The organism is Planotetraspora kaengkrachanensis, from assembly GCF_016862895.1.
GTDB lineage: Bacteria > Actinomycetota > Actinomycetes > Streptosporangiales > Streptosporangiaceae > Planotetraspora > Planotetraspora kaengkrachanensis.
The window spans coordinates 202246-225210 of the sequence record NZ_BONV01000006.1 but is presented as its reverse complement, the minus strand read 5'-3'; the positions used below and the strand labels follow the sequence as shown (position 1 = coordinate 225210).

The 22965-nt window shown below is 68.2% G+C and carries 17 protein-coding genes and 2 pseudogenes; 9 read left to right on the top strand and 10 right to left on the bottom strand.

What is annotated here, in order from left to right:
- Positions 1–137: 137 nt before the first annotated feature.
- The 4 genes from Pka01_RS10840 to boxC are packed head-to-tail and all read right to left on the bottom strand — an operon-like array spanning position 138 to position 5841.
- A complete protein-coding gene (locus tag Pka01_RS10840; protein ID WP_203882531.1) occupies positions 138–998 on the bottom strand; it encodes an amidohydrolase family protein in 861 nt (286 codons plus the stop codon).
- 43 nt (positions 999–1041) lie between these two features.
- Entirely contained in the window at positions 1042–2622 is a 1581-nt protein-coding gene (locus tag Pka01_RS10835) for a benzoate-CoA ligase family protein (RefSeq protein WP_203882530.1), read from the bottom strand.
- A gap of 16 nt (positions 2623–2638) precedes the next feature.
- Positions 2639–4066 carry a benzoyl-CoA 2,3-epoxidase subunit BoxB gene (gene boxB, locus Pka01_RS10830; RefSeq protein WP_239114885.1) on the bottom strand — a complete coding sequence of 476 codons (1428 nt, stop codon included), beginning with the start codon at positions 4064–4066 and terminating at the stop codon, positions 2639–2641.
- The gene (boxC, locus tag Pka01_RS10825; protein ID WP_239114884.1) at positions 4063–5841 is read right to left on the bottom strand and encodes a 2,3-epoxybenzoyl-CoA dihydrolase; all 1779 of its coding nucleotides are present in this window, start codon (positions 5839–5841) and stop codon (positions 4063–4065) included. The genes boxB and boxC overlap by 4 nt, the downstream gene beginning before the upstream one ends.
- Before the next feature lie 108 nt (positions 5842–5949).
- On the opposite strand from boxC, the gene Pka01_RS10820 reads away from it, so the two are divergent.
- Positions 5950–6849, top strand: coding sequence for a PaaX family transcriptional regulator (locus Pka01_RS10820; protein ID WP_239114883.1), 900 nt, complete (start codon positions 5950–5952; stop codon positions 6847–6849).
- A 43-nt stretch (positions 6850–6892) separates the two neighbouring features.
- Here Pka01_RS10820 and Pka01_RS10815 read toward each other — a convergent pair whose 3' ends face one another.
- Positions 6893–9136 (bottom strand): discoidin domain-containing protein, encoded by a 2244-nt coding sequence (locus Pka01_RS10815; protein ID WP_203882528.1) that lies wholly within the window; start codon positions 9134–9136, stop codon positions 6893–6895.
- A gap of 341 nt (positions 9137–9477) precedes the next feature.
- On the opposite strand from Pka01_RS10815, the gene Pka01_RS10810 reads away from it, so the two are divergent.
- The 6 genes from Pka01_RS10810 to Pka01_RS10785 all read left to right on the top strand — a co-directional run bounded on the left by Pka01_RS10810 (position 9478) and on the right by Pka01_RS10785 (position 16062).
- Positions 9478–10488 (top strand): LacI family DNA-binding transcriptional regulator, encoded by a 1011-nt coding sequence (locus Pka01_RS10810; protein WP_203882527.1) that lies wholly within the window; start codon positions 9478–9480, stop codon positions 10486–10488.
- 78 nt (positions 10489–10566) lie between these two features.
- On the top strand, positions 10567–11676 hold the full coding sequence (locus Pka01_RS10805; RefSeq protein WP_203882526.1) for an alpha-L-fucosidase: 1110 nt from the start codon (positions 10567–10569) through the stop codon (positions 11674–11676).
- A 35-nt stretch (positions 11677–11711) separates the two neighbouring features.
- A complete protein-coding gene (locus Pka01_RS10800) occupies positions 11712–12965 on the top strand; it encodes an ABC transporter substrate-binding protein (protein WP_203882525.1) in 1254 nt (417 codons plus the stop codon).
- 3 nt (positions 12966–12968) lie between these two features.
- Positions 12969–13913 (top strand): carbohydrate ABC transporter permease, encoded by a 945-nt coding sequence (locus Pka01_RS10795; RefSeq protein WP_203882524.1) that lies wholly within the window; start codon positions 12969–12971, stop codon positions 13911–13913.
- Positions 13910–14740, top strand: coding sequence for a carbohydrate ABC transporter permease (locus Pka01_RS10790; RefSeq protein WP_203882523.1), 831 nt, complete (start codon positions 13910–13912; stop codon positions 14738–14740). Before Pka01_RS10795 ends, Pka01_RS10790 begins: the two co-directional genes overlap by 4 nt.
- A complete protein-coding gene (locus Pka01_RS10785; RefSeq protein ID WP_203882522.1) occupies positions 14737–16062 on the top strand; it encodes a glycoside hydrolase family 36 protein in 1326 nt (441 codons plus the stop codon). Before Pka01_RS10790 ends, Pka01_RS10785 begins: the two co-directional genes overlap by 4 nt.
- 119 nt (positions 16063–16181) lie before the next feature.
- Here the strand turns inward: Pka01_RS10785 and Pka01_RS10780 are convergent, their stop codons facing one another.
- Complete coding sequence (locus Pka01_RS10780) at positions 16182–18350, bottom strand: discoidin domain-containing protein (RefSeq protein ID WP_203882521.1); 2169 nt, start codon at positions 18348–18350, stop codon at positions 16182–16184.
- A gap of 580 nt (positions 18351–18930) precedes the next feature.
- Positions 18931–20049 carry a hypothetical protein gene (locus Pka01_RS10775; protein WP_203882520.1) on the bottom strand — a complete coding sequence of 373 codons (1119 nt, stop codon included), beginning with the start codon at positions 20047–20049 and terminating at the stop codon, positions 18931–18933.
- Positions 20050–20624: 575 nt separating this feature from the next.
- Between Pka01_RS10775 and Pka01_RS40710 the strand changes: the two are divergent.
- Positions 20625–20878, top strand: a pseudogene (locus tag Pka01_RS40710) (transposase); the annotation flags it as partial.
- Between the two features lie 113 nt (positions 20879–20991).
- On the opposite strand, the gene Pka01_RS10765 reads toward Pka01_RS40710, so the two are convergent.
- Positions 20992–21474, bottom strand: a complete 483-nt coding sequence (locus tag Pka01_RS10765; RefSeq protein WP_203882518.1) for a MarR family winged helix-turn-helix transcriptional regulator — start codon at positions 21472–21474, stop codon at positions 20992–20994.
- A gap of 113 nt (positions 21475–21587) precedes the next feature.
- On the opposite strand from Pka01_RS10765, the gene Pka01_RS10760 reads away from it, so the two are divergent.
- Positions 21588–21911 (top strand): cupin domain-containing protein, encoded by a 324-nt coding sequence (locus Pka01_RS10760; RefSeq protein WP_239114882.1) that lies wholly within the window; start codon positions 21588–21590, stop codon positions 21909–21911.
- A 78-nt stretch (positions 21912–21989) separates the two neighbouring features.
- Here Pka01_RS10760 and Pka01_RS10755 read toward each other — a convergent pair.
- Positions 21990–22157: pseudogene (locus tag Pka01_RS10755) on the bottom strand (ATP-binding protein); the annotation flags it as partial.
- A 27-nt stretch (positions 22158–22184) separates the two neighbouring features.
- On the bottom strand, positions 22185–22964 hold the full coding sequence (locus tag Pka01_RS10750; protein ID WP_203882516.1) for a maleylpyruvate isomerase family mycothiol-dependent enzyme: 780 nt from the start codon (positions 22962–22964) through the stop codon (positions 22185–22187).
- Between the last annotated feature and the right edge of the window lies 1 nt (position 22965).

The following is a 22965-nucleotide window of genomic DNA, read 5'->3' as shown; positions in this document are numbered from 1 at the left end:
GTAGACGTGTACTCCTACGAATTTGCGCATGATCACCACATGCGTCGACGCAGCCCAGGCCGCCGATCCGCGAACCTGTGCATGATCACCACATGTGTGCGGCTGCGCGCGATCACCACATGTGTGGCTGGGCGTGATCACCACGTGGGTTTGAGGTTGTAGACGCGGACGGCGTTTCCGGCGAGGACGAGGGCGGCGGTCTCCTCGTCCGGGCACAGCGCGGCGATCGCCCGGGCGTTCTTCGCTATCCCCGGGATGCCGGGCCAGTCCGTGCCGAAGATCATCCGGCGGACGAGCCGGTCCCAGTTGTGCCTCGCGTAGTACTCCCGAAGCCGTGACGGGGGCAGGCCGGACAACTCGATCCAGACCCGCTCGTCGGACAGCGCCATGAACGCCGCCGCGTCGTACCACCAGCCGCGGCCGCCGTGCGCGAGCGCGATGTTCAACCGGCGGAAGTCCCGCAGCACGTCGTCCAGATGGATCGGGTCGGCGAAGGAATTGGACGAGCCGGGGAAGATGCTCGTGCCGCAGTGCACGACGAGCGGGATGCCGAGCGACTGGCACAACTCGTAGGCGGGATACAGCGACCGGTCGTTCGCGGCCACGCCCGCGTGCACCGGGTGGATCTTGCATGCGACCGCCCCCAGCTCGATCTGGCGCTGGAGCTCCTCCTCCACGGGATAGTGGAGATGCGGGTTGACGTTCGCGATCGCGCGCACGCGGCCGGGGTTGTGCCCGGTCAGCGGCAGCAGGTCCTCGATCGGCTGGATCCCGGTGACCTTGGGGCTGTACTCCGCCAGCACCAGGGCGATGTCGACCCTTTCTTCCTCGAGGTACGCGTCGAACCGCACGGGGTCGACGGCGCCCTCCGCGTCGTAGACGCGCTCGAGCACCGGCGTCCCGCCGAAGTCGTGCGCCCACTGCCGCCACGCCGGCTTCAGGGTGGGCAGCCGCGCGGCGTGCAGGTGGACGTCGACGAGCGGACGGCCGTCGAGCATCAGCGCACCTCGACCAAGCCGGCGGGACGGGCTCCTGTGACGTTCACGACAGCGTGACCTCCTCGGCCGGGTCGAGCAGCACCTCGGCGGCCATGGCCCGCAACTCGACACGGCGGATCTTGCCGGTCGCCGTGGTGGGATAGCCGTCGACGAAGACGATCTTGCGTGGGCGTTTGAACGACGGCAGGCCCGCGCGGCAGAACTCGATCAGCTCGATCGCACCCGCCGTACGCCCCTCGCTCAGCACGACGTACGCGACGGGTTTTTCCAGGCCGTCGCCGTCGCGCGCGGCGACGACGACCGCTTGGGCGACCGCCTCGTGCGCGAGCAGCCGGTTCTCGACCTCGGCGGGCGAGACCCAGATCCCGCTCGCCTTGAGCATGTCTCCGGTACGGCCGAGGCAGGTGTAGTAGCCGTCGGCGTCCCGGACGTAGGTGTCGCCGGTGCGCAGCCACTCGCCCTGGAAGACCTGCCGGGAGGCCGCGTAGCGCGACCAGTATCCGGTGGCGGTGGACTCGCCGCGGACGAACAGCGTCCCCGGGGTGCCGACCGGCGCCTCCCGGCCCTCGTCGTCGAGGATGCGCAGGTCGTAGCCGGGCACCGCGACGCCCGTCGTGCCCGCGCGTACGGCGCCCGCGCGGTTGGACAGGAAGATGTGCAACATCTCCGTCATACCGATGCCGTCCAGGATGTCGACGCCGAAGTGCGACGTCCACCGCTGGTAGAGGGCGGCGGGCAGGGCCTCGCCCGCCGAGGCGCAGAGCCGTACCCCGCCCAGCGCGTCCTGCGGCAGGCCCGCGCGCAACATGTTCGCGAAGAACGTCGGCCCGGCGAAGAACAGCGTCGCGCCGTGCTCCCGGGCGCGCGCAGCCAGCGTGTCGGGCCGTGAGGGCGCGGCCTCGAGGATCGCGGACGCGCCGGCCGCCAGGGGGAAGAGCACCGAGTTCCCCAGCCCGTACGCGAAGAACGCCTTGGCCGCCGACAGGCACCGGTCGCCGGGGCGGATGCCGAGGACCTGGCTGCCGTAGGTCTCGCACACCACGCGGATGGATCCGTGCCGGTGCATCGCGGCCTTCGGAGTCCCCGTGGTCCCGGACGTGTAGAGCCAGAAGGCCGGCGAGTCCGCGCCGGCCGGGTAGACCACGTCACCGGCGTCGCCGGCCGCGAGGTCGCCGAGAAGGTGCACGGGGAGGCCGGCGGCCCCGACCACGGAGGCGGCCTCCCGGACGAGGAGTCCGGTCAGTTCCGGGGCGTCCGCGGCGGCCGCCACGGCGACCTCGGCGTATTCCGGCGAGAACGCCAGTAATCGCGCGCGGGAGTCGCGGAGCAACTCGGCCAGGTCGCCGGCGCGCGACATCGTGGAGACCGGCACGGGTACGGCGCCGATGCGCAGGGCGGCGAGGAACACCACGACGAAGTCGGGCGAGTCCGCCATGAACATCAGCAGCCGCTGCTCGGGCAGCAGGCCGATGCGGCGCAGCCCGGCGGCGGTGCGCCGGACCCGGTCGTGCAACTGGGCGTAGCTGACGTCTCCCTGCTCGCCGGTCAGCGCCAGGCGCTCGCCGTCTCCGCGGTCGACGTGCCGGTCGAGCAGGTACGTGCAGGCGTTGAACAGATCGGTCATTGCGCACCGTCCGGCTTCAGGCGAGGTGGACGTAGTCGTAGTCGAACGGCTTGCCGTTGATTCCCTGACGCGGCGGCGCGATCCAGGCCGCGATCTTCCCCCGCTCGTGCACCGGCCGCATCAGCGAGCGGACGTGGGTCTTGTCGACGTCCGTCGGCAGCCAGGCGCCCTTGCGCCGTTCCCACTCCTCTGCCGGGAGCACCTCCCCCTCGGGGGTGACCTCGATTCCGGAGAACGCGCCGACCCGCCGGTTGAACGCGGTGTGCGGCAGGCGGAGCCGCTGCGGCAACCCGGCCTCCTCCAGGATGCGGTTCCACCGGTTGACGCCGTTCTGGCAGTCGCGGATGTATTCGCGGCGCAGGTCGCTGTTCAGCCCGACGAGCGCGGACACCTCTGTCTGGCCGATGCGGCCGTCGACGACCGCGTCCACCATGATCGAGTCGTCGGTCAGGCGGTGGTCGTCGCGGCGGCGCTCCTCCGACCAGCGCCCCTTCAGCCCGGCGGTGAAGTAGTTGGCCACGTTGGTCGAGGTCTCCGACCCGAACAGGTCGAGCGACACCGAGTAGTGGAAGTTCAGGTACTTCTGGATCACGTTCAGCGGGATGCCGCCGAGGCCGCCGACGTCGTCGGTGTCGTGCTCCAGCATGAGCTGCGCGGTCCGCTCGACGACGCGGTCGACGCCGGTCGTGCCGACGAACATGTGGTGCGACTCCTCCTTGAGCATGAACTCGCACGTGCGCGACAGCGGGTCGAACGCGCTCTCCTTGAGGGTGCCGAGCTGGTACTTCCCGTCCCGGTCGGTGAAGTAGGTGAACATGAAGAAGGACAGCCAGTCCGGGGTCTCCTCGTTGAACGCCCCGAGGATGCGGGGGGACTCCTCGCTGCCGGAGTTGCGGTGCAGCAGTTCCTCGGCCTCCTCGCGGCCCTCCCTGCCGAAGTACGCGTGCAGCAGGTAGACCATCGCCCACAGGTGACGGCCCTCCTCGACGTTGACCTGGAACAGGTTGCGCATGTCGTAGAGGCTGGGCGCGGTGGCGCCGAGGTTGCGCTGCTGCTCCACGGACGCCGGTTCGGTGTCGCCCTGGATGACGATCAGGCGCCGCAGGTCGGCGCGGTACTCCCCCGGCACCTTCTGCCACACGGGCTCGCCCCGGTGCTGCCCGAAGGCGATGCGCCGGTCGCGGTCGCGTTCGGCGAGGAAGATGCCCCAGCGGTAGTCCCTCATCGCGACGTGCCCGAAGTGGGCCCACCCCTCGCGTCCGACGTTCACGGCCGTGCGCAGGTAGACGTCCTCGGTGGGGAGCGTGGGGCCCATCGACTCCCACCAGGTGAGGAAGTTGGGCTGCCAGGACTCGAGGGCGCGCTGCAACCGGCGGTCCTCGTGCAGATCGACGTTGTTGGGGATCTTCTCGGAATAGTCGGCGGGGGCGGGCAACGGCGTCACACTCGCTTCTTGTCGAAGTCGGCGCGCTGTCCGGTGCCGAACTTGCGCAGCGCGCCGTCGGGGCCGGAGGCGTTGGGGCGGTAGAAGATCCAGTTCTGCCACGCGGCGAGACGACCGAAGATCTTGGTCTCGACCGTCTCCGGACCGGCGAAGCGGTAGTTGGCCTCCAGGCCGGTGAGCGCGTCCGGGCTGAAGCTGGCCCGTTCCTCGATGGCCATGCGCACCTCGTCCGCCCAGTCGATGTCGTCGGGGGCGAACGTGACCAGCCCGAGCCGCTCGGCGTCCTCGGCCTCCAGCGCCTCCCCCGCGTTCGCCGTGGCCGCGGCGAGCGCGTCGGCGTCGCCCCAGAACCTCGTGCCGAGGCGGGTGAGGCCGTTGCCCATGGGGAGCGGCCCCAGGTTCATCGGCCCGACGGTGACCGTGGCCGGCTCGGCGGCGGGATCCCCCTCCTCGAAGACACCGGACAGCTGATAGGAGCGGTCAGCCGCCAGCGCGGGCTCCAGGAGCGAGCCGGCGAAGCAGCTGCCCGGCTCGATCAGCGCGATGATGCTGCGGCTGGTCACGTCCAGCCGTTTGAGCGTCCGCTTGAGGTACAGCACGATCTCGTTGACCAGCCAGTCGCCCGCGTGGTCGAGCAGCAGGGCGTCGTACGCGAGGACCAGCGCCGGGTCGCCCTTCGTGCGCAGGACCCAGGTGCCGAGCTCGGTCTCGTTGGTGCGCAGATCGAGGATGAGGTCGTCGAGCTCCCGCGTGACTGCGAGCGTCCAGAATCGCGCGCCCTGCTCGTGTACCCCGGCGACGGTCCGCGGCGGTTCGGCGTCCGGCCCGGTCACGGTGATCTCCGCGCAGCCGCGGTCCCGATCGAGGACGGCGGTCACGTGGCGATAGGAGACACGGTCGGCGGTCCGCGTCCGGTCCAGCGGGGTGAGCGCGACGCCCGTCGCGTCCTGCGGGCGGGGCGACGTCCGCGCGAACTCGGCCGCCCGTTCCGCGACCGTCTCCTCCCATCTGGGGCGCGGCACCACCTCGTCGACGAGCCGCCACTGCACGGCCTTCCTGCCGCCGACCCCCTCGGACCTGGTGGAGAAGTAGTCCGCGAGGTCGCGCCGCACGTGGCGCTTGTCGACCACCCGGGTGAGGCCGCCGGTTCCCGGGAGGACGCCGAGCAGCGGCAACTCCGGCAGGGAGACCGCCGACGAGCGGTCGTCGACCAGCATGATGTGCTCGCACGCCAGGGCCAGCTCGTAGCCGCCGCCCGACGCCGTGCCGTTCAGCGCGGCGAGGTAGGTCTGGCCCGAGTGGGCGCTCGCGTCCTCCATCGCGTTGCGCGTCTCGTTGGTGAACTTGCAGAAGTTCACCTTCCAGGCGTGCGTCGAGGCGGCGAGCATGCGGATGTTCGCGCCCGCGCAGAAGACCTTCTCCTTGCCGCCCGTCACCACGACCGTGCGGACCTCGGGGTGCTCGAACCGCAGCCGCTGCACCGCGTCGTACAGCTCGATGTCCACACCCAGGTCGTAGGAGTTCAGCTTCAGCTCGTATCCGGGGACGAGGCCGCCCTGCTCGTCGACGTCCATGGTGAGGGTCGCGATCGGTCCCTCGACGGACAGGTGCCAGTGGCGGTACCGCGACGGGTGTGTCTGGAAGCCGACCGCCGACCGCGGACCGGGATCCTCCTGCGGCCGCACGTCTTCCGGCGCGCCGGACGCCCCTGCCGTGATGGTCATGGATCCTTCTCCCGTCACCATGCCGACCGTCAGCTCATGCTCCACACTCATCTTGTGATCCGTCAACCGCCTGTAGCATTTTGACGGGAACTTCTACACATCTCCGACAGGCTGTCAGCCGCCCGTAGAATGTCGCGTCGGACGACGGGAGAGGATCGAGTGTCGACACCGGCATCCCTGACCACGACCGACGCCGGCGCGGGAAGCGCGGGCACCACGGTAACCACGGCCGCCGCGTCACCCACGGTGTCGCGCAGGCACGCCGCCGGCGCGGAGAGCGCCCGGGGGCTGCTGTTCACCGTGCTCGGCGAGTTCGTCCTGCCTTCGGGCGGATCGGCGTGGACGTCGGCGTTCATCGACGTGCTCGGCCGGCTGGGCGTCGAGGAGAAGGCGAGCAGACAGGCGCTGATGCGGACCGCGGCCGACGGCTGGCTCGCCTCGGAGCGGGTGGGCCGGCGCACGCTGTGGAGCCTGACCCCGGACGCGGAACGCCTGCTCACCGATGGCGCCGAGCGCATCTACGGCTTCCGGGGACTGCAGCGCGAATGGGACGGCGGCTGGCTGCTCGTCCTTGCGCGGGTGCCGGAGAGCGACCGGCCGACGCGGCACCTGCTGCGTACCCGTCTCGGCTGGGCCGGCTTCGGCAGCCCCGCTCCCGGCGTGTGGATCAGCACCCATCGCGACCGCGCGGCCGAGGCGGAACGGGTCCTCGATGAGGCGGGCGTGCTCGACGAGGCCCAGATCTTCCTCGCGGAGCACCGGGCGGGAGAACTGGCGGGGATGGTCAGGCAGGCGTGGGATCTCGACGCCATCGAGAGAAGTTACGAGCGGTTCCTCGCCGAGTTCGCGCGCCGGCCGTCCCGCGATCCGCTGGTGCGGGTGGCCGAGCTGGTGCACTCCTGGCGCAGGTTCCCTTCAGACGATCCCGAACTGCCCGGTGAACTGCTGCCCGCACACTGGAGCGGCGCCCGGGCCGCGAGCCTGTTCCGGCGGCAGCACGCCAGGTGGACCGCCGCGGCGAACGCCGAGTGGCGCCGGCTCACCGAGGACGCCGGCTGACAACGGCCCGCCCGGAGGGGAGGTTTCCGGGCGGGCCGCCTGGTCAGCTGATGGTGATGCTGTCCAGGTCAGGGGCGTTGGCGGTGTCGTTGAAGAACTTCAGGGTGTTGAATCCCGCGTTCATCGGCACCGTGACGGTCGTCGTGATGGGAGTGTCGAAGGTCGTGCCGGTGAGTGTCGCCGTCACGGCCGGGCCGCCGTTGACGCTCACGGAGAACGACCGGGTGCCGCTCACCGTCCCGGCGATCGTCAACTGCCTGTCACCCGCGGCCGGCATGTTGACGTTGTACGTCGCGTAGTTGGACGTGTTGTTGCCGATGAAGCGCACCTTCGCGCCGCCCGAGCAGGCCGCGCAGGTGTCGGCTCTGGCCGACCCGCTCAGCACGCCGCTCTCTCCTTCGATCAAGACCGGCAGGGTGACGCCTCCGCCGTCACCATCTTCATCCTTGATCGGCTTGCCGTGCCTGGTGAACCGGTCGCCGAGCCACGCCTCGTCGATCCGCAGCCGCTTGTACCTGGTGGTGTCGGTCGCGGCGGCGTACGTGCTGAGCACCTCGAGCCGGACGTGGGCGGCCTTCTTGGTCGCCTTGGTCTCGGGCAGCCGGATGATCTCGACGCCCCGCTCGCTGGGCAGGGTGCCGCTCAGAACCGGGGTGCCCCAGTCGACGCCGTCCTTGCTCACGTACACCTGGTAGTCGCGGATGCGGGCCGACTGCTCGGTCGCCGACCGCGCGTAGCTCACCGAGTCCTCACGCTGGTTGAGCCCGATGTAGGAGACCTTCCTGGCCTTGCCGAGGTCGAAGTCGAGCGACACGGGCAACGTCTTGTCGTTGTCCCAGTAGGTCAGATAGTCGCCGTCGGCCGCGGCGGCGGCGTCGTGGCCGTCGTCCGACGCCGTGGCGGTGACGGTGACCCCGGAGAGGGTCTTCTCCCGGCCCTTCGTCGTGATCTTGAAGACCGTGTCGTACTGATCCCACTCGGAGATCCCGGTGATGGCGAGGGTGCCGTCCGACTGGGAGAACTTCAGCTTGGCGCCGGTGCGCAGGTTGGTCACACTCTTGACCTTGTAACCGTTGTCGCCCAGCTTCAGCGTGGTGGTGCCGGCCGGCGGGGTCACGACGTGGACGTAGTGGAGGTTCGGGTCCGTCCGGCTGATCGTGGTGACGCCGTGCGCGCCGTCGTTCCAGAAGCCGGGCTCGAGGCCGCCGTACATGTAGCCGCCGCCTTCGACACCGCTCAGCGACTCCCAGATCTGGTCGAGGTAGTCGTCGGCGAAGTCGTTGAACGCCTCCTGCTTGCTCGGGAAGCGGCCGTTGACCATGGCCTGCTCGTCCATGAGCACCTTGACGGAGGATCCGACGTTGGTGATCAGCCGGCCGAGCGAGACCCGGTAGTCGACGGCCGGGTCGACCCCGTCGTACCACCAGTTGCCGGTCGTGGGGAGCTTGAAGTCGGCCTCGGTGAGCCGCGGCTGCGACGTGTAGACCGCCTGGGGGTAGTCGTACGCCGGGGACATGCCGGTCTTCTGCTCGTTGCTGACCATGTCCATCTCGGGCGTGTCTTCGTTGTTGTTGCTGAGCGTGTAGTTCGGCCGCAACTGGTGAATCTGCTCGTACAGGTGGTTGCGCTCCCAGTACGCGTTGTCGTTGTCGATCCAGAACCCGCCGAGGTCGGGGTAGCGCTCCATGACCTCGAAGAAGTTGTCGTAGCTGAACTCGCCGAACCCGTCGCGGGTGGTGATGTCGACGTCATGGCCCTTGTACGCGGAGTACGCGGCCGAGTCGAGCCAGTCGCCGGTCGTCAGGCCCTGCGTGTGCCACTGCGGGTCGTCGGTCATGTACAGAATGATCTTCATGTTCCGCGGCTTGGCCGCGTTGATCAGCTCGCCGAGGAAGTCCCGCTTGGTGCTGCAGCTGCCCGGGATGGCGGACGGCCACGGCCGGGCGTAGCCGAGGCGGCTGTGGAAGGTGGCGAGCACGATGTACTGCGTGTGCAGCTTCTGCGCCTCGTCCAGCCAGTAGTCGGGGGTCCAGCCGCCGTCGGTGACGTCGGCCTCCCACTGGGCGCAGTCGGTGTGCTGCGGCGCGGTGCGCTCGCCCCAGTGCAGGAACAGGCCTCCGACCGAATCGCGGAGGAAGTCCTGACGCGGATTCTGCAGATCAGCACGGGCGGGACTGATAGTGATCATGTTCAGAGCGAGGGCGAGGACCGCGGCGATCGCCGCCGCGACCGTACGCCGCCTTCGCCTCCTCACCTGATCGCCGTCGCCGGATAAGGCGTTGACCATGGGGAACTCCTTCGAGCCTGCGATCTCGACTGTCCTTGTGGCACCCCCGTGAGCGCTCACGGGGGCGTTTCCGACGACCTTCACCATCTTCGGATCCGCGTCGCCGCGCGCGATCCGGCCGACCGCCGTGAGCGCTCACGGCCAGCTTTTCGGATCGCAAAGATTGGATCTGTGGACTGTGATCCCATACAACCGAGGTGGCTGTCAACGGTCAGTCCGGGCGAGAACCCGGGCAGACGACCCCGGATACATCGGATGTGTGGAGGTCAGCGGGCCAGGAGATGCCACCCATGTGGGCCGCCCGATACGCCGAAGGCGTCCAGGGAGGTTACAGTCCCAACGTGCCGACCAACAGAAAACCTCGGGTCACCATCGACCAAGTGGCCCAGGCGACCGGAGTCTCCCGCCAGACCGTGTCCCGGGCGATCAACAACAAGTCCGAGATCGATCCCGAGACCCGCCGGCGCGTCCTCGAGGCGGCCCAGGCGATGGGATACCGGCCGAGCCGGTTCGCCCGGGGCCTGGTCCGCCAGGATCTGATCACCGTCGGGCTGGTCATCGCCGACGTGCTGAACCCGTTCTTCCCCGAGGTGACGGCGGGGGTGCTGGAGGCCGCCGAACGCCGCGGGTGGCAGGTCGTCGTCTACAACACCGGCTCCGAGCGCCGCAAGGAACTGGAAGTCGTCGACATGCTCTTCGACCAGGTGGACGCGGGCGTGGCCTTCCTGCTCCATCACGAGGCGATCGCCAAGGCGACGGCGGGCAACCTCCCGTTCGTGCTGCTGGACAAGGGCGGCAGAGCCCCTGCGGTGCCCGGCGTGCGGATCGACTTCGAGGGCGGGGCACGGCGGGGCCTGGAGTACCTGATCGACCGGGGACACCGCCGGATCGCGATGCTGGACGACGAGGCGTACCTGTCGGCCGAGGCGCCGAACACCCGGCGCGAGCTGTACCTCAAGGTGATGGGCGAGCGCGGGATCCCGGTCGACATCGACTGGATACAGCCCGCCCACAACTCGATCGACGGCGGCGCGGTGGCGATGGAGCGGCTGCTGTCGGCGCACCGGGACGTCACGGCGGTGTTCGCCTACAACGACCTGATCGCCATCGGCGCCCAGCTCCGGGCCCGCGCCCTCGGCCTGCGCGTGCCGGAGGACTGCGCGTTCCTCGGCTTCGACGGACTGAGCATCGGCGAACTCGTGGAACCTCCGCTGACCACGCTCCACATCGACAAGCGCCGGCTGGGCGAGATCGCCGTCGAGCAGGCGGCGCTGCTGCTCGGCGGCATGAGCGAGGACGAGATCCCCGAGGCCGTTATCGAACCGCAACTGGTCGTGCGGGCCTCTGCCTGATCGCTCACTCTTGACATTCGCGCCTTGTTGCATGAATGTCTCCGTGAACGCTCACGTGAGCGGTAACGAGGAGGTGCAATGATCCGGCGGAATGAACTCGTCCAGGCCTCCGGCGCCGACCTCGCCGCTCTGGCCCTCGGCCGTCAGAGGTGGCTGAGGGACGGCGTGCTCGGCCTTCTCCTCCACTGGGGCATGCGCACCTCGCCTCCGTACACGGACGTCCGGGCCTGGGAGGACCGGGTCACGGCCGACGGGTGGACTCCGGACCACTGGCTCGACCGGGCCGTCCAGTTGCACGCCGGCTACATGGTGCTCGCGTCGTTCCACAGCAGGTTGGGCTACGTCCGCGCCTGGCCGTCGGAGATCCCCGGCAGCCCCGCCACCCGGCGGGACTTCCTGGGGGAGCTGGTCGCCGCCGCGGAAGCCCGGGGCCTTAGAGTCCTGCTCTACATGACCGACGACCCCAAGTGGCACGACGAGGACGGCCTCGAGTCCCTCGACTCGACGGCCTACTCCGCCTACAAGGGGCGACCTGTCGACCTGACCACCCGCGACGGATTCGGCGAGTTCGCCGCCGACAACTTCGCCGAGGTCATGCGGCGTCATCCGGATCTGGCGGGATTCTGGATCGACAAGGAGAACGCCTACTGGAGGCGGAGCGGCCTCTACGACCGGATCCGGGCGGAACGGCCCGACTGGATCCTGGCCTGCAACGATCCGGACGTCCCGCGCGGGGACACGGCCATGGACGTCGTCGTCCCGGCCCTCGCCGCGTACGGGCCGCTTCCGCGCGTGGCCGAGTCCGCCTTCACCGTCGCCGACGGCGGGTGGTGGTACGACGGCTCCGATCCCGAGGTCGACCACGAGCAGGTCGTCGGGCGGATCGTCGCCAACGCCGGTTCCTCCACCAAGTCGCTGCTCGGGTTCGGGGCGCGGCACGGCGGCAGGTTCGCGCCCGGCCAGGAGGCGTTCTGCGACTTCGCGGAGTCCTACCTGGACGGCATCTGGGAGTCACTCGGCGGAACAGAAGGCGTCCGCCTCCCCTCCCACGCAGAAGAACGGCCCGGGCTCTCCACCGACGTCACCGTGCGCCGCAGGACGGCCCGCGCAACGTCGGGGACCGCCTCGCCGCGTCCAGCGGCGTCAGAAATCACCCCTCATCACTCATCGGAAGGCACATCGTCATGAAGCACAAAGCTTTACTGACGGCTATCGTCACGACCATGGTCGCCGGCGCGTGCAGCGTCGGCGACCAGCAGACCGCGCAGTCGAGCGGCGGCGCCGGCAAGAAGGAGATCAGCTTCCTGGTCTTCGAGACGCCCAACATGACTCCCCAGGTGTGGGACACGGCGATCAAGCGGGTCACCGACAAGTACCCCGACATCACCGTGAAGAAGCTGGTCGCTCCGACCGAGGACCGCGTCTCCTACGCCAAGCAGCTGCTGGCGTCCGGCCAGTTCCCCGACGTGATGATCGCGGTCTCCCCCGCCGGGTTCGCCGAGAGCGGCGCCATGGCCGCCTTCACCCCCGACGAGCTCAAGGACTTCGACTTCCCCAACAACGGCGCGGTCCAGGGCAAGATCTACCAGCTGCCCACCAACACCCAGACGATCCCGGTCGTGTACTACAACAAGGACCTGTTCGCCAAGGCGGGGATCACCGCTCCGCCCAAGACGTACGCCGAGCTGCTCGACGACTCCGCCAAGCTCAAGGCGAAGGGCATCACGCCGTTCGTGATCGGCGGCGGCAAGGACCCCTTCGCCTCCACGCTCGCCTGGACGGCCACGATCGCCACCGACGTGTACGCCAAGACCCCCGACTGGATGGCCAAGCGGCGGGCCGGGACGGTGAAGTTCACCGACCCCGACTTCAAGAAGGCCACCGAGAAGTTCGCCGAGCTCGCCAAGCAGGGCTACCTCGACAAGAAGGACGTCTCGCGCGACTACGCGGCGACCGAGCAGGCCTTCCTCGACGGCAAGGGCGCGATGTACCCGATGGGCAACTGGTTCGCCGCCGCGGGCGACGACCCCAAGCGCAAGCCCTCGTGGGAGATCGGCGCGTTCAACTGGCCGACCGACGACGGCAGCGTGGTCGTGCCCGCCTTCACCGGCGGCGGCCTGTCGGTGAGCGCCACGGCCAAGAACCTGCCCGAGGCCAAGGAGTTCGCCCTGGCGTACACGCTCGACCAGACCAACCTGGACGCCTCCGTGCACAACGACGGGCTCTACCCCGCGATCAAGGGATACACGCCCCCGGCCGACACCGGCGCGGTCTTCAAGCTCGGCTACGACCTCTACCAGGAGGGCGTGAAGAGCAACACCGTCACCCAGGCGTTCAGCTGGGAGGCCGGTGACGACGGCATGCTGCCCGGCGTGGTCGACAAGTGGCGGGCAGGCGCCCAGGACCTCATCACCGGCAACAAGACCGTCGACCAGGTGCTGGCGTCCCTCGACGACGAGTGGGCCAAGGCGTCCTGACCGATGGCAGTCGACGTAAGGACGACACCCGTCCCCGCCTCCGCGACCCCCGGGTCGCGGAGGCCCCGCCTGCCGCGGGCGGAACGGCTGCGGTCGTTCGCGTTGTTCGGGGCGCCGGGTCTGCTCGTCTACACCTGTTTCGTACTCGCGCCGATCGCGATCAGTTTCGGCTACAGCCTGACCAACCACAACCCGTTCAACCCCCCGACCAGGTTCGTGGGGCTGGACAACTACCGGCTGCTGTTCACCGACAGCGAGTTCCTCACCTCGCTGCGGGTCACCACGATTCTCACGGTCATCGTGGTGATCGTGCCGAATGTGGCCGGGCTCGGCATCGCCGTCCTGCTCGACCGCAAGGGCTGGCTCTACAACGCCCTGCGCACGGTGTTCTTCACCCCGATGGTGCTCAGCTCGGTGGTCGTGAGCGTCGTGTGGACGCGAATGCTGGACGACGAGGGCCTGGTCAACCAGACGCTGCGGGCGCTCGGGGTGGAACAGCCGCCGGGCTGGCTGTCCGATCCCCGGCTCGCGCTGTACTCGATCGCCATCATCCTGTCCTGGCAGATGCTCGGCTTCTGCGTCGTGGTGTACCTGGCCGGGCTCCAGGGCGTGCCCAACGAGCTGGCCGAGGCCGCGTCCATCGACGGCGCCGGCCCGGTGCGGCGGTTCCGCTCGATCACCTGGCCGCTGCTCGCGCCCTCGCTGACCATCAACACGGTCGTGCTGCTCATCACCGCGTTCAAGGTCTTCGACCACATCCAGGTCATCACGCACGGCGGTCCCGGCACCGGGACGACCGCGACCATCGCCTATGACGTCCTGCAGACCGGACTGGTGGCCAACCGGCAGGGCTACGCGTCCGCGATGGCCATCGTGATGCTCGTGATCATCGCGGCCGCCGCCGGGGTCACGCTCAAGGTGCTCAACCGCAGGGAGGTGAACCTGTGAAGGACTCCCGCCTGCCGTGGTTGCGGCCGGTCGTCGCGCTCGTCATCAGCGCGTTCTTCCTGGTGCCGCTCTACATGATCCTCGTCAACGTGTTCAAGCAGGGCGAGAAGATCACCCAGTCGCCGGCGTCCCTGCCGGACCCGCCCACCCTGGAGAACATCACCGGGCTGCTCGGCCGTACGGACAACCTGTTCTGGGCGAGCCTTACCAACAGCATCGTGGTGACGACGCTGTCGATCATCCTGCTGACGGTCCTGTCGGCGATGCTCGGGCACTTCCTCGCCCGGTCGCGCAGCCGGTGGGCCCGGGTGGCCATGCTCCTGCTGCTGTCCGGCCTGATGATCCCGCCGCAGGTGATCCTCATGCCGATCACCCAGGTGCTCCGGGCCCTCGGGCTGATGACGACGCTGCAGGGCCTCGTCCTGTTCAACGTCGGGTACTACATCCCGTTCGGCGTCTTCGTGTTCACCGGATTCCTCCGCGGCATCCCGATCGAGCTTGAGGAGGCCGCGGCCATCGACGGCGCGAGCCGTTCGCGCATCTTCTGGCGCGTGGTGTTCCCGCTGCTGCGGCCGGCGACCGCGAGCGTCCTGATCTTCCTGGGCGTGTGGATCTGGAACGACTTCATCAACCCGCTGGTCATCCTCGGGCCGTCCCAGGGGACCACGATCACCACCGGCATCTACCGGTCCATCGGCCAGTACCAGGCCGACTTCGGCACGGTCTTCGCGCTGATGTTCCTGGCCACGCTGCCGGTGCTGATCTTCTACCTGTTCTTGCAGAAGCACTTCGTCAAGGGCCTAACGGGAGGAGCCACCAAAGGATGATCTTTCATCCGATCGCCGAGATCCCGGTCGATCCGGCACGCGGGCTGGTGCACGCGCACGGCTGGCAGAGCTGGACGCCGACCTCGGCGCTCCCCGTCGGGGGCCGCGGCTTCCAGCCGGTGCAGCAGGTCATGCAGACGATGCGCTACCGGCCGGGGCTCCCCGCCCCCGCCGACGGGTTCCAGGGCGAGGGACTGCTCGCGGTGGCCCCCGAGCCGGACGGCCCGGTACGGCTGTTCGCCGCCAGGGACGGTCTTGCGACGGTCCCCTCGATCCGGGCCCGCCTGGTGGACGACCAGATGGTGATCACGGCCGACCGGCCGGACGAGGTCGTCGAGAAGACCTTCCCCGGCCCGCTCGACGCCGCGCTCGGCGCCTGGGCCGACGGCTTCGCCGCCGAGGCGGGCACGGGCCCGCTGCGCAGACCGCCCACCGTGTGGTGCTCCTGGTACCACTACTACGAGGACGTCACCGAGGACGACGTCCTGGAGAACCTCCGGGCGGTGGGCGAACACGACCTGCCTGTCGACGTCGTCCAGATCGACGACGGCTGGCAGGCCGAGATCGGTGACTGGCTGACGCCGTCGGGTCGCTTCTCCTCGATCCCGGAGACGGCCGCGCGGATCCACGCCGAGGGCAGGCGCGCGGGGCTGTGGCTCTCGCCGTTCCTGGTCGGGGCGCGCAGCGAACTCGCCCGCCGGCATCCCGAGTGGCTGGTGGGCGACGCCGGCCACAACTGGAACCAGGACCTGTACGGTCTCGACGTCACGCACCCGGGCGCGGCCGCCTATCTCCGTGAGGTCTTCCAGACTCTGCGCGGATGGGGGTTCGACTACTTCAAGCTCGACTTCCTGTACGCCGGCGCGCTGGCCGGGCCGCGGCGTTCCGGGGCCTCGCCGATCGCCGCGTACCGGGAGGGGCTGGCGCTCGTCCGCGAGGCGGCAGGACCGGAATCGTACGTGCTGGGCAGCGGCGCCCCCATCCTGCCGAGCGCCGGCCTCGTCGACGCCATGCGGGTCTCCCCCGACATCGCCGCGGCCTACGACGCGGGGACGGGTGACCTGTCCGACCCTTCACAACAGGCCGCCGTGCTCTCGACGACCGGCCGATCCTGGCAGCACGGCCGCCTGTGGGTGAACGACCCGGACTGCCTGATCGTCCGCCCCGCCGTACAGCGCCGGGAGGAGTGGACCGCGACCGTCGAGCGGTTCGGCGGGCTCCGCGCGACCTCCGACAGGATCGCCGACCTCGACGACTGGGGCCTCGAGACCACCCGTCGCGTGTTGTCCTCGGTGCCTCCAGCGACCCCTTTCACACCGTAGGGGACCCTCGTGGTCGTGTGACGGGACCCGGCCGGTGCGGGGGCCTGGCCGTCACGACGACCCGAGACCCCTGACGCCAGCGGGCCCCCGGGGGCGGCACCGGGGGCCCACTGAAACGATCAGCTGATGGTGATCTTGTCGAGGTCGGGCGCGTTGGCTCCGTTGTTGTAGAACCGCAGAGTGTTGGCGCCCGCGTTGAGGCTGACGTTCATGGTCGCGGTGGTGGGAGTCGACCAGCTCGAACCGGTCATCGGGAGTTCGGCCCCCGTGCCGCCGTTGACGCTGACGAAGAACGACCGCGTGCCATCGACCTCGGCGTACACGGTGAGCTGCCTGGTGCCCGCCGTGGCGGCGTTGACCGTCAGGGTGTCGTGGTTCGCCGAGTTGTTCCCGATGAACCGCACCTTCGCGCCGCCCGAGCAGGTCGCGCAGGCGGCGGCCACCGCGGAGCCGTTCAGCGTGCCGGTCTCCGCCTCGATCGAGGTGGTCCCCCCGCCCGCGCCGCTCCCGGCGTAGGAGCCGCCGATCCAGGTCTCGTCGACGCGCAGCCGCTTGTAGCGGGTGGTGTCGGTCGAGGCGGCGTAGGTGTCGACCACCTCCAGCCGCACGTACCGCGTGGTGGTGGCGGGCAGATCGATGAACTGCACCCCGCGCTGGCTCAGCAGGGTGCCCGTCTTGATCGGACTCCCCCAGCTCGTGCCGTTGCTTGAGACGTACACCCGATAGTCCTGGATCCGGGCGGACTGCTCGGTGTCCGACCGGGCGTAGCTCACCGAGTCCTCCCGCTGGTTGATCCCGATGTAGCGGACCGCCTTTGCGGAGCCCAGGTCATAGGTGAGCGAAACCGGGGTGGTCTTGTTGCTGTCCCAGTAGGTCAGGTAGTTCCCGTCGCCCGCGGCCGACGCGGCGTGCCCGCTCGCCGAGGCGGTGGCGCCGACCGTGACACCCGTGTAGACGCCCTCCCGGCCGCTGGAGGTGACCTTGAAGACGGTGTCGTACGGATCCCAGCCGGAGACGCCGCTGATCGTCAGAGTGCCGTCGGCCTGGGTGAAGCTCAGCGCGGCGCCGGTGCGCAGGTTGGTCACGCCGGTGATCCGGTACCCGTTGTCGCGCACCTGCAGCGTGCTCCCCGACGGCGGGGTTACGACGTGGATGTAGTGCAGGTTCGGATTGGTCTTGCTGATCGTCGTCACGCCGTGGGCTCCGTTGTTCCAGAAGCCGGGCTTGAGGCCGCCGTACATGTACCCGCCGCCCTCGGTGCCGTTCAGCGACGGCCAGATCTGGTCCAGGTAGTCGTCGGCGAAGTCGTTGAAGGCCTCCTGATTCGACGGGAACTTGCCGTTGACCTGCGCGGTCTCCGCCATGAGCGCCTTGATGGAGGAACCGGCGTTGGTGACCAGACGGCCGAGGGTGAGCTTGCGGTCGACCGAGGGATTGGACCCGTCGTACCACCACGCGCCGGTCGACGGGAGCTTGAAGTCGGCCTCGATCAGCCGCGGCGCCGCCGTGTAGACCGCCTGCGGGTAGTCGTAGCTCGGGGACATGCCGGTCTTCTGCTCGTTGCTGATCATGTCCATGATCGGCGTGTCCTCGTTGTTGTTGCTGATCGTGTAGCTCGGGCGGAGCTGGTAGATCTGCTCGTACAGGTCGTGGCTCTCCCAGTACGCGTTGTCGTTGTCGATCCAGAACCCGGACAGGTTCGGGTAGCGGTTCGTGACCTCAAGGATGTTGTCGTAGCTGAACTCGCCGAAGCCATCCCGGGTGGTCAGGTCGACGGTGTGGCCCTTGTACGTGGAGTAGGCCGCGGAGTCGAGCCAGTCACCCGAGCTCAGTCCCTCGTTGTGCCACTGCGGGTCGTCGGTCATGTAGAGGATGACCTTCAGGCCCTGCGCGTTCGCGGCGCTGATCAGCTCACCGAGGAAGTCGCGGGACGTGCGACAGCTTCCGGGTATCGAGGACGGCCACGGCCGGGCGTACCCGAGCCGGCTGTGGAAGGCGGCGAGAACGATGTACTGCGCGTGCAGCTTCTGGGCCTCGGAGACCCAGTAGCCCGGGGTCCAGCCGCCGTTGGTGACGTCCGCCTCCCACTGGGCGCAGTTGGTGTGCTGCGGCGACGTGCGCAGCCCCCAGTGCAGAAACAACCCCGACACGGACGAGCGCAGGAACGCCTGACGCGGGTTCTGGAGATCGGCTCGCGCGGGGGTCGCGAGTGACATGCCGAGGAGGAGGGACATCACCGCGACGAACGCGGCGGCGAACCGCCTCCTCCGAGTGGTCGTACCGGCCATCTGGGCTCCTTGCTTGGGGGGTGGGATCCGGTGGGCTTCATCCGGTAGCGCTCCCGTGAGCGCTCACGGATCGGATCTTTCGTTTGTGATCCCACGAATCCGTTCGCCTGTCAACACACAGACGATCTTCTGTTCACAGCGTGGAACCCCGGCTTCTCGGCGAGATCCATCGTCCGGAGATCAGAGTGTCGGGCGCTGCTTCTGGAAGACCCCTTCATCCGATCTCTGCGCCGGCCTGGAAGGCGGAGGAGACGCGACTGATCTTCGGGCCGCGCCCCTCCACTCATGCCGGTGCACGCCCGTGCGGATGATCGGGAACAACTTCTGCGGGTCCACGGCGCCGGCGTACGGCAAGACCGTGGGCAACGTCTCCAAACTGGAGATCGTCACACCGGCCTGCCGAGCCAGACGGTTGCGGGCGTCCGGATCTCCTGGGGGCGGTCCTGCCCAGCCATTCCGCCAAGCTCATGGCAGCCCGGCGCTACCGCCGGGCCACCGCCCCATTCAGAGATTCATCGCCCCGAGTAGCGGGCTCTGCCTGCGGCCAGATATCGCATCCAGAGGCGAACGAAGCCGCGATCTAGACGTACTCAACCGTGAAGAATGCCGTGACACTGTATTCGAACTCGTCGTCGCTTGACAGATGAATCGCTCGCGTCGTCAATTGCGCGCCCTGGACCTCTTCGTCTGCCGAACCGATCCCGAAACGAAACAGGGCATCATGAAACGCCTTGGCGCCCACGAAGTTCCCGGCTATCTGATCCTTCCCGATCACGACTGGCGCGACACCCCTGGTCAAGATCGACACGGTGGCGTTCTCTAGTGTTACCTGCGCCGGGCCGATGACGACCGGCGACCAATCTGCCGGCAACTTAATATGCTCCTGCCATTCCTTGCCCGGATCCGGCCTGTCCGATATCTCGCGTTCAGGGAGATTAAATCCCCGGACGTCCTTCCCTCCTTCCTTCACCCAGACACTGAATCGCGCCTTGTTGTCCCCGAAGTCGCCGTCATTAATGACATGGATTTCGTCGAGGACGATCGTCACCTTCCGAAGCTTCGTCTGGAGAGCGAACTGAAGGACCTGCCACTCACCCTTTTCGTTGCTCAAGAGGACCAGAGCATGGTAGCTATTTCCCGGCACCAGGTCCCACGACGCCACCTCCAGGAAATGATTCGTGTCGAAGGCGTTCGTTGCACCGAAGGCCAGTGGATTGACGAAGAAGGGCATTCCATCGCCGTCCACCTCGGGAGGAGCAGCGCTGACCTGGACGGTGAAGAAGGTCGGAACCGTCGTCGTGATGTGCCAGGACGCCCAGGTGCCACCCACACCCATCTCCTGGGTCTCGGCGAGATTCGCGGGATCGGGCCCCTTGGCGAGCCCGACCACTGTGACCTGCGCGTCTGGGCGCGGCATGTCCGGCTCGTTCGGGTTGGCGTCCTTCTCGTGATACATGCGAACCTGATAGATCTGCCCGGCGCCGATGCGCTGAAATATGATCCCTTCCTTTGTCACATCGTGGATCGGGTCGGTCACGCGAGAGGCCAGATCGATTAACTGCCATTTCTCGCCGACAATGCGTTCCCAGAGGAATATCTCGAAGAAACCGTTTGTGTTAATGTACTGCACGGACACCGGCGCCGAGGTTCCCGGCTCGATGAGCGGCGCGTCCGGAGATGCGGTCAACGAGATGGCCATCGTGTGCTCCTTGTATTCGAGGACTACGGCTATAGGCGCTCTCTGATCACAGCGATCCCAGTGGGGCCTCAACGGTCTGCGGACCCGGTGAATACTCGCGAGAGTCGCGCGAGATCGCCGATGCAACGCCTTTCTCGCGAGTGGTGGCAGGAGGGCGCCCGAGCTCGTTTTCGTCATAGTGCAGCACTGGGGTCCTGACGCCTAGGGGTGCTGGCACCCCCTTTCGGCCGTCTCACATTTCACGGACACTACAAAGCAGACATCGCGGCCGTCGCGCGAGTGAATGAGACGCCATATTCGCCGACCGTGCCAGGCGCCGGGTCACCGCTCATAGGGCGTCGCGAGAGGGCGGCCAACGCGTCTGCCGGCGGTGCGGCTTCTCGCAGGAGTCTTCAGGGACCGGCGAGATTTCCGATGTGAGAACGCCCCTTCGGGACCTGCTACGCCTCGCCGGGGTGGCGTCCCCTCGGGTGGTGTAACTCCAAGCTGCTGACGCAAGCCCCGGACATGGGGCGAGCCATCGTGTGACGGTCAGCGAGTTCCCGACCAAGGGTTCTCGCGAAGGACACCACTCGATGGCTCTGGATCAGTCTGCCCTGCTCGACCTGTTGGAGTCTTTGAAAGCCGCCGACGCCGACGACGTCATCCGCCACGGTCTACAGCCGTGCTGCAAGCGTTTATCGAGGCCGAGGCGACCGCGGTGATCGGCGCCGCCCCGCACCAACGCTCCGATCAGCGAACCACCCACCGCAACGGTCACCGGGACCGGCTGCTGACCACTGCGGCCGGGGACTTGGAACTGAAGATCGCGAAACTGCGGTCGGGGTCGTCACGCTTGTTCGCGGGTTCTGACCGCATGGGGTGGTCGGAGCTGTGATCAATGTTTGGGAGCAATGACCGCACTGCGTCTGGCGTGTGGACTTGAGTTGTTCAAAGGGATCGTCACGGTGAGTTGAACCACTGTGGCGTGTCGAGGCGGAAAGCGTCGGGTGGCGTGACCTTGCGCAGGTCCTCCACCATGCCCCGCAGCCGGTCCTCGCCGATGGTCTCGGCCCACTGGTCGCGCAGGTCCTCGAAGATCTGCTCCGACCGCTCGAGCGCGTCGTAGGCGTGCGGGGTCAGCGTGTACGTCTTACGGCGCGCATCGCCAGGATCGTACCCGGGCCGCAGATAGCCGAGACCCTCCAGCATGCCGATGGTCTTGCCCGCCGCTTGCTTGGAGACGCCCAGCGCGCGGCCCAGGTCGGCGGCCGTCGCCCCGTACGGGCCGCCGGCCCGCATGATGGCCTGGAAGATGAACCCGTGCATGGGCCGCATCTGCGGATGGCCCTGCCGGGCGAGCTCCTCATGCAGCTCGTCGATGAGCGCCCGAAACCCCAGCAGCAGCCGCAGCGGCAATTCGAAGCCCGGCAGATCGCTTGACACGATGGACAACCTCATTAACCATATGGACAACGACATTGTCTATATTAGGGATGTGAACCGTGACGCTCGTCCGTCATGCCGAAAGCCGTCGATCTGAGACCCCGAACGCCGTCATGACCACCCTCGCCTCGCCGACCCTGGGCGGTGCGCGATCCTCTATCTGGCGCACCGAGGTCAAACCCGACGTGAAGGGCCCCGCCCACATCTTCGACGTCGAACAGATCTGGACCTTCCTCGAAGGGGAGGCGACCATCGAACTCGGCGGCGAAACCTCCACGGCGGGCCCCGGCGACACAGCCGTACTACCCGCCCACGTCACCCGCCAGCTCATTGCCGGCCCCCAGGGCTACACGGCCATCGTCACGGCTCCCGCCGACGCTCACGCCTGGACCCCCGGCGACGCCGACAACAAGATCACACCCCCCTGGATCGCCTGACCGGCAGCCCCAAAGATCACGGCCAGTGAATCCATCACGAAATCGGCATCAGACCCGGTTTTCGGTGTCCGCCGGCAGTCAGGGCCGGCGTGCTGCACGGGTCTGGGCGAGGCGGCAGGAGTCGGTGCCGGTTTCGATGATGTTGCCGCCGAAGGTGAGTCGGTCGACGATCGCGGCGCAGAGGCGGGGGTCGGTGAAGGTCTTGGTCCAGCCGCTGAGGCTCTCGTTGGAGGCGATGGCGACGCTGGGCGCGAGGTTGTATCCAAGCGTGGGTCAGCCGTTGGTGACCCAGTCCATGTGTTCGATCCAGTGGTCGAGCAGCGCTCGATCCCCCTGCAATTCCAGCGTGGGAGCCGCATCCAGTGGGCGACGCCTGCTGATCACGAGCAGGAGCTCGACGGCTGGGCCGCGTACCACGACGTCCGCCTTGGTGTGCGTGCGCTCCAGCACGACCATGTCCGGTTCCCGGCGTGCCACCCACTCCCCAGGCGCGTCGGTCGCGTGGAAATGCAGAGTCTGACCGCCCCCGCGCATCGCATCGGCGAAGCCCGGCTTGTTCTCCCAGTAGCCGCGGGAAGTCATCGTGTCCAGCCAGTCCTCGATGGCCGCAACGGCAAGCTCCGGCGCCAATTTGTACCGCATGCCGAGCGCCGCAGCCGCGTCCGCACGATGCAAGCAAGCCTCGCCGAACAGCCGACGTGACCAGAACGGCACGCCTGCGGCGCAGCCCGACGGATCCCACACCGGCGTGTCATCGGCGACCGATGCGAACGCCTGTCTCGCCTCGGCCGCGCCGTCGCTCAGCCAGGCGCGCCACTGGCTCGAATCGGCCGGGCCCGGAACGTAGCCGGCGTACGCCCTGCTCGGCTCGGTCATCTGCTCACCCACGAGCATCGCCACCATCCGCTGTGTCCCGCCGACATGGTCGACAAGATCGGCCAGCGTCCACTTCGGACATGTCGGCACCGGGGCCGCCGCATCCCGGCCGTCCACCCAATCGGCAAACGTGATCGTCTGCTCGACAACGGCCTTCAAATACGCGGATGTGTCCATC

Coding starts and splice junctions, on each gene's coding strand:
- Pka01_RS10785 (WP_203882522.1), top strand. CDS start 14,737: ATGATCTTTCATCCGATCGCCGAGATCCCGGTCGATCCGGCACGCGGG.
- Pka01_RS10815 (WP_203882528.1), bottom strand. CDS start 9,136: ATGGTCAACGCCTTATCCGGCGACGGCGATCAGGTGAGGAGGCGAAGG.
- Pka01_RS10800 (WP_203882525.1), top strand. CDS start 11,712: ATGGTCGCCGGCGCGTGCAGCGTCGGCGACCAGCAGACCGCGCAGTCG.
- Pka01_RS10835 (WP_203882530.1), bottom strand. CDS start 2,622: ATGACCGATCTGTTCAACGCCTGCACGTACCTGCTCGACCGGCACGTC.
- Pka01_RS10775 (WP_203882520.1), bottom strand. CDS start 20,049: ATGGCCATCTCGTTGACCGCATCTCCGGACGCGCCGCTCATCGAGCCG.
- Pka01_RS10780 (WP_203882521.1), bottom strand. CDS start 18,350: ATGGCCGGTACGACCACTCGGAGGAGGCGGTTCGCCGCCGCGTTCGTC.
- Pka01_RS10760 (WP_239114882.1), top strand. CDS start 21,588: ATGACCACCCTCGCCTCGCCGACCCTGGGCGGTGCGCGATCCTCTATC.
- boxC (WP_239114884.1), bottom strand. CDS start 5,841: ATGAGTGTGGAGCATGAGCTGACGGTCGGCATGGTGACGGGAGAAGGA.
- Pka01_RS10750 (WP_203882516.1), bottom strand. CDS start 22,964: ATGGACACATCCGCGTATTTGAAGGCCGTTGTCGAGCAGACGATCACG.
- Pka01_RS10840 (WP_203882531.1), bottom strand. CDS start 998: ATGCTCGACGGCCGTCCGCTCGTCGACGTCCACCTGCACGCCGCGCGG.
- Pka01_RS10805 (WP_203882526.1), top strand. CDS start 10,567: ATGATCCGGCGGAATGAACTCGTCCAGGCCTCCGGCGCCGACCTCGCC.
- Pka01_RS10795 (WP_203882524.1), top strand. CDS start 12,969: ATGGCAGTCGACGTAAGGACGACACCCGTCCCCGCCTCCGCGACCCCC.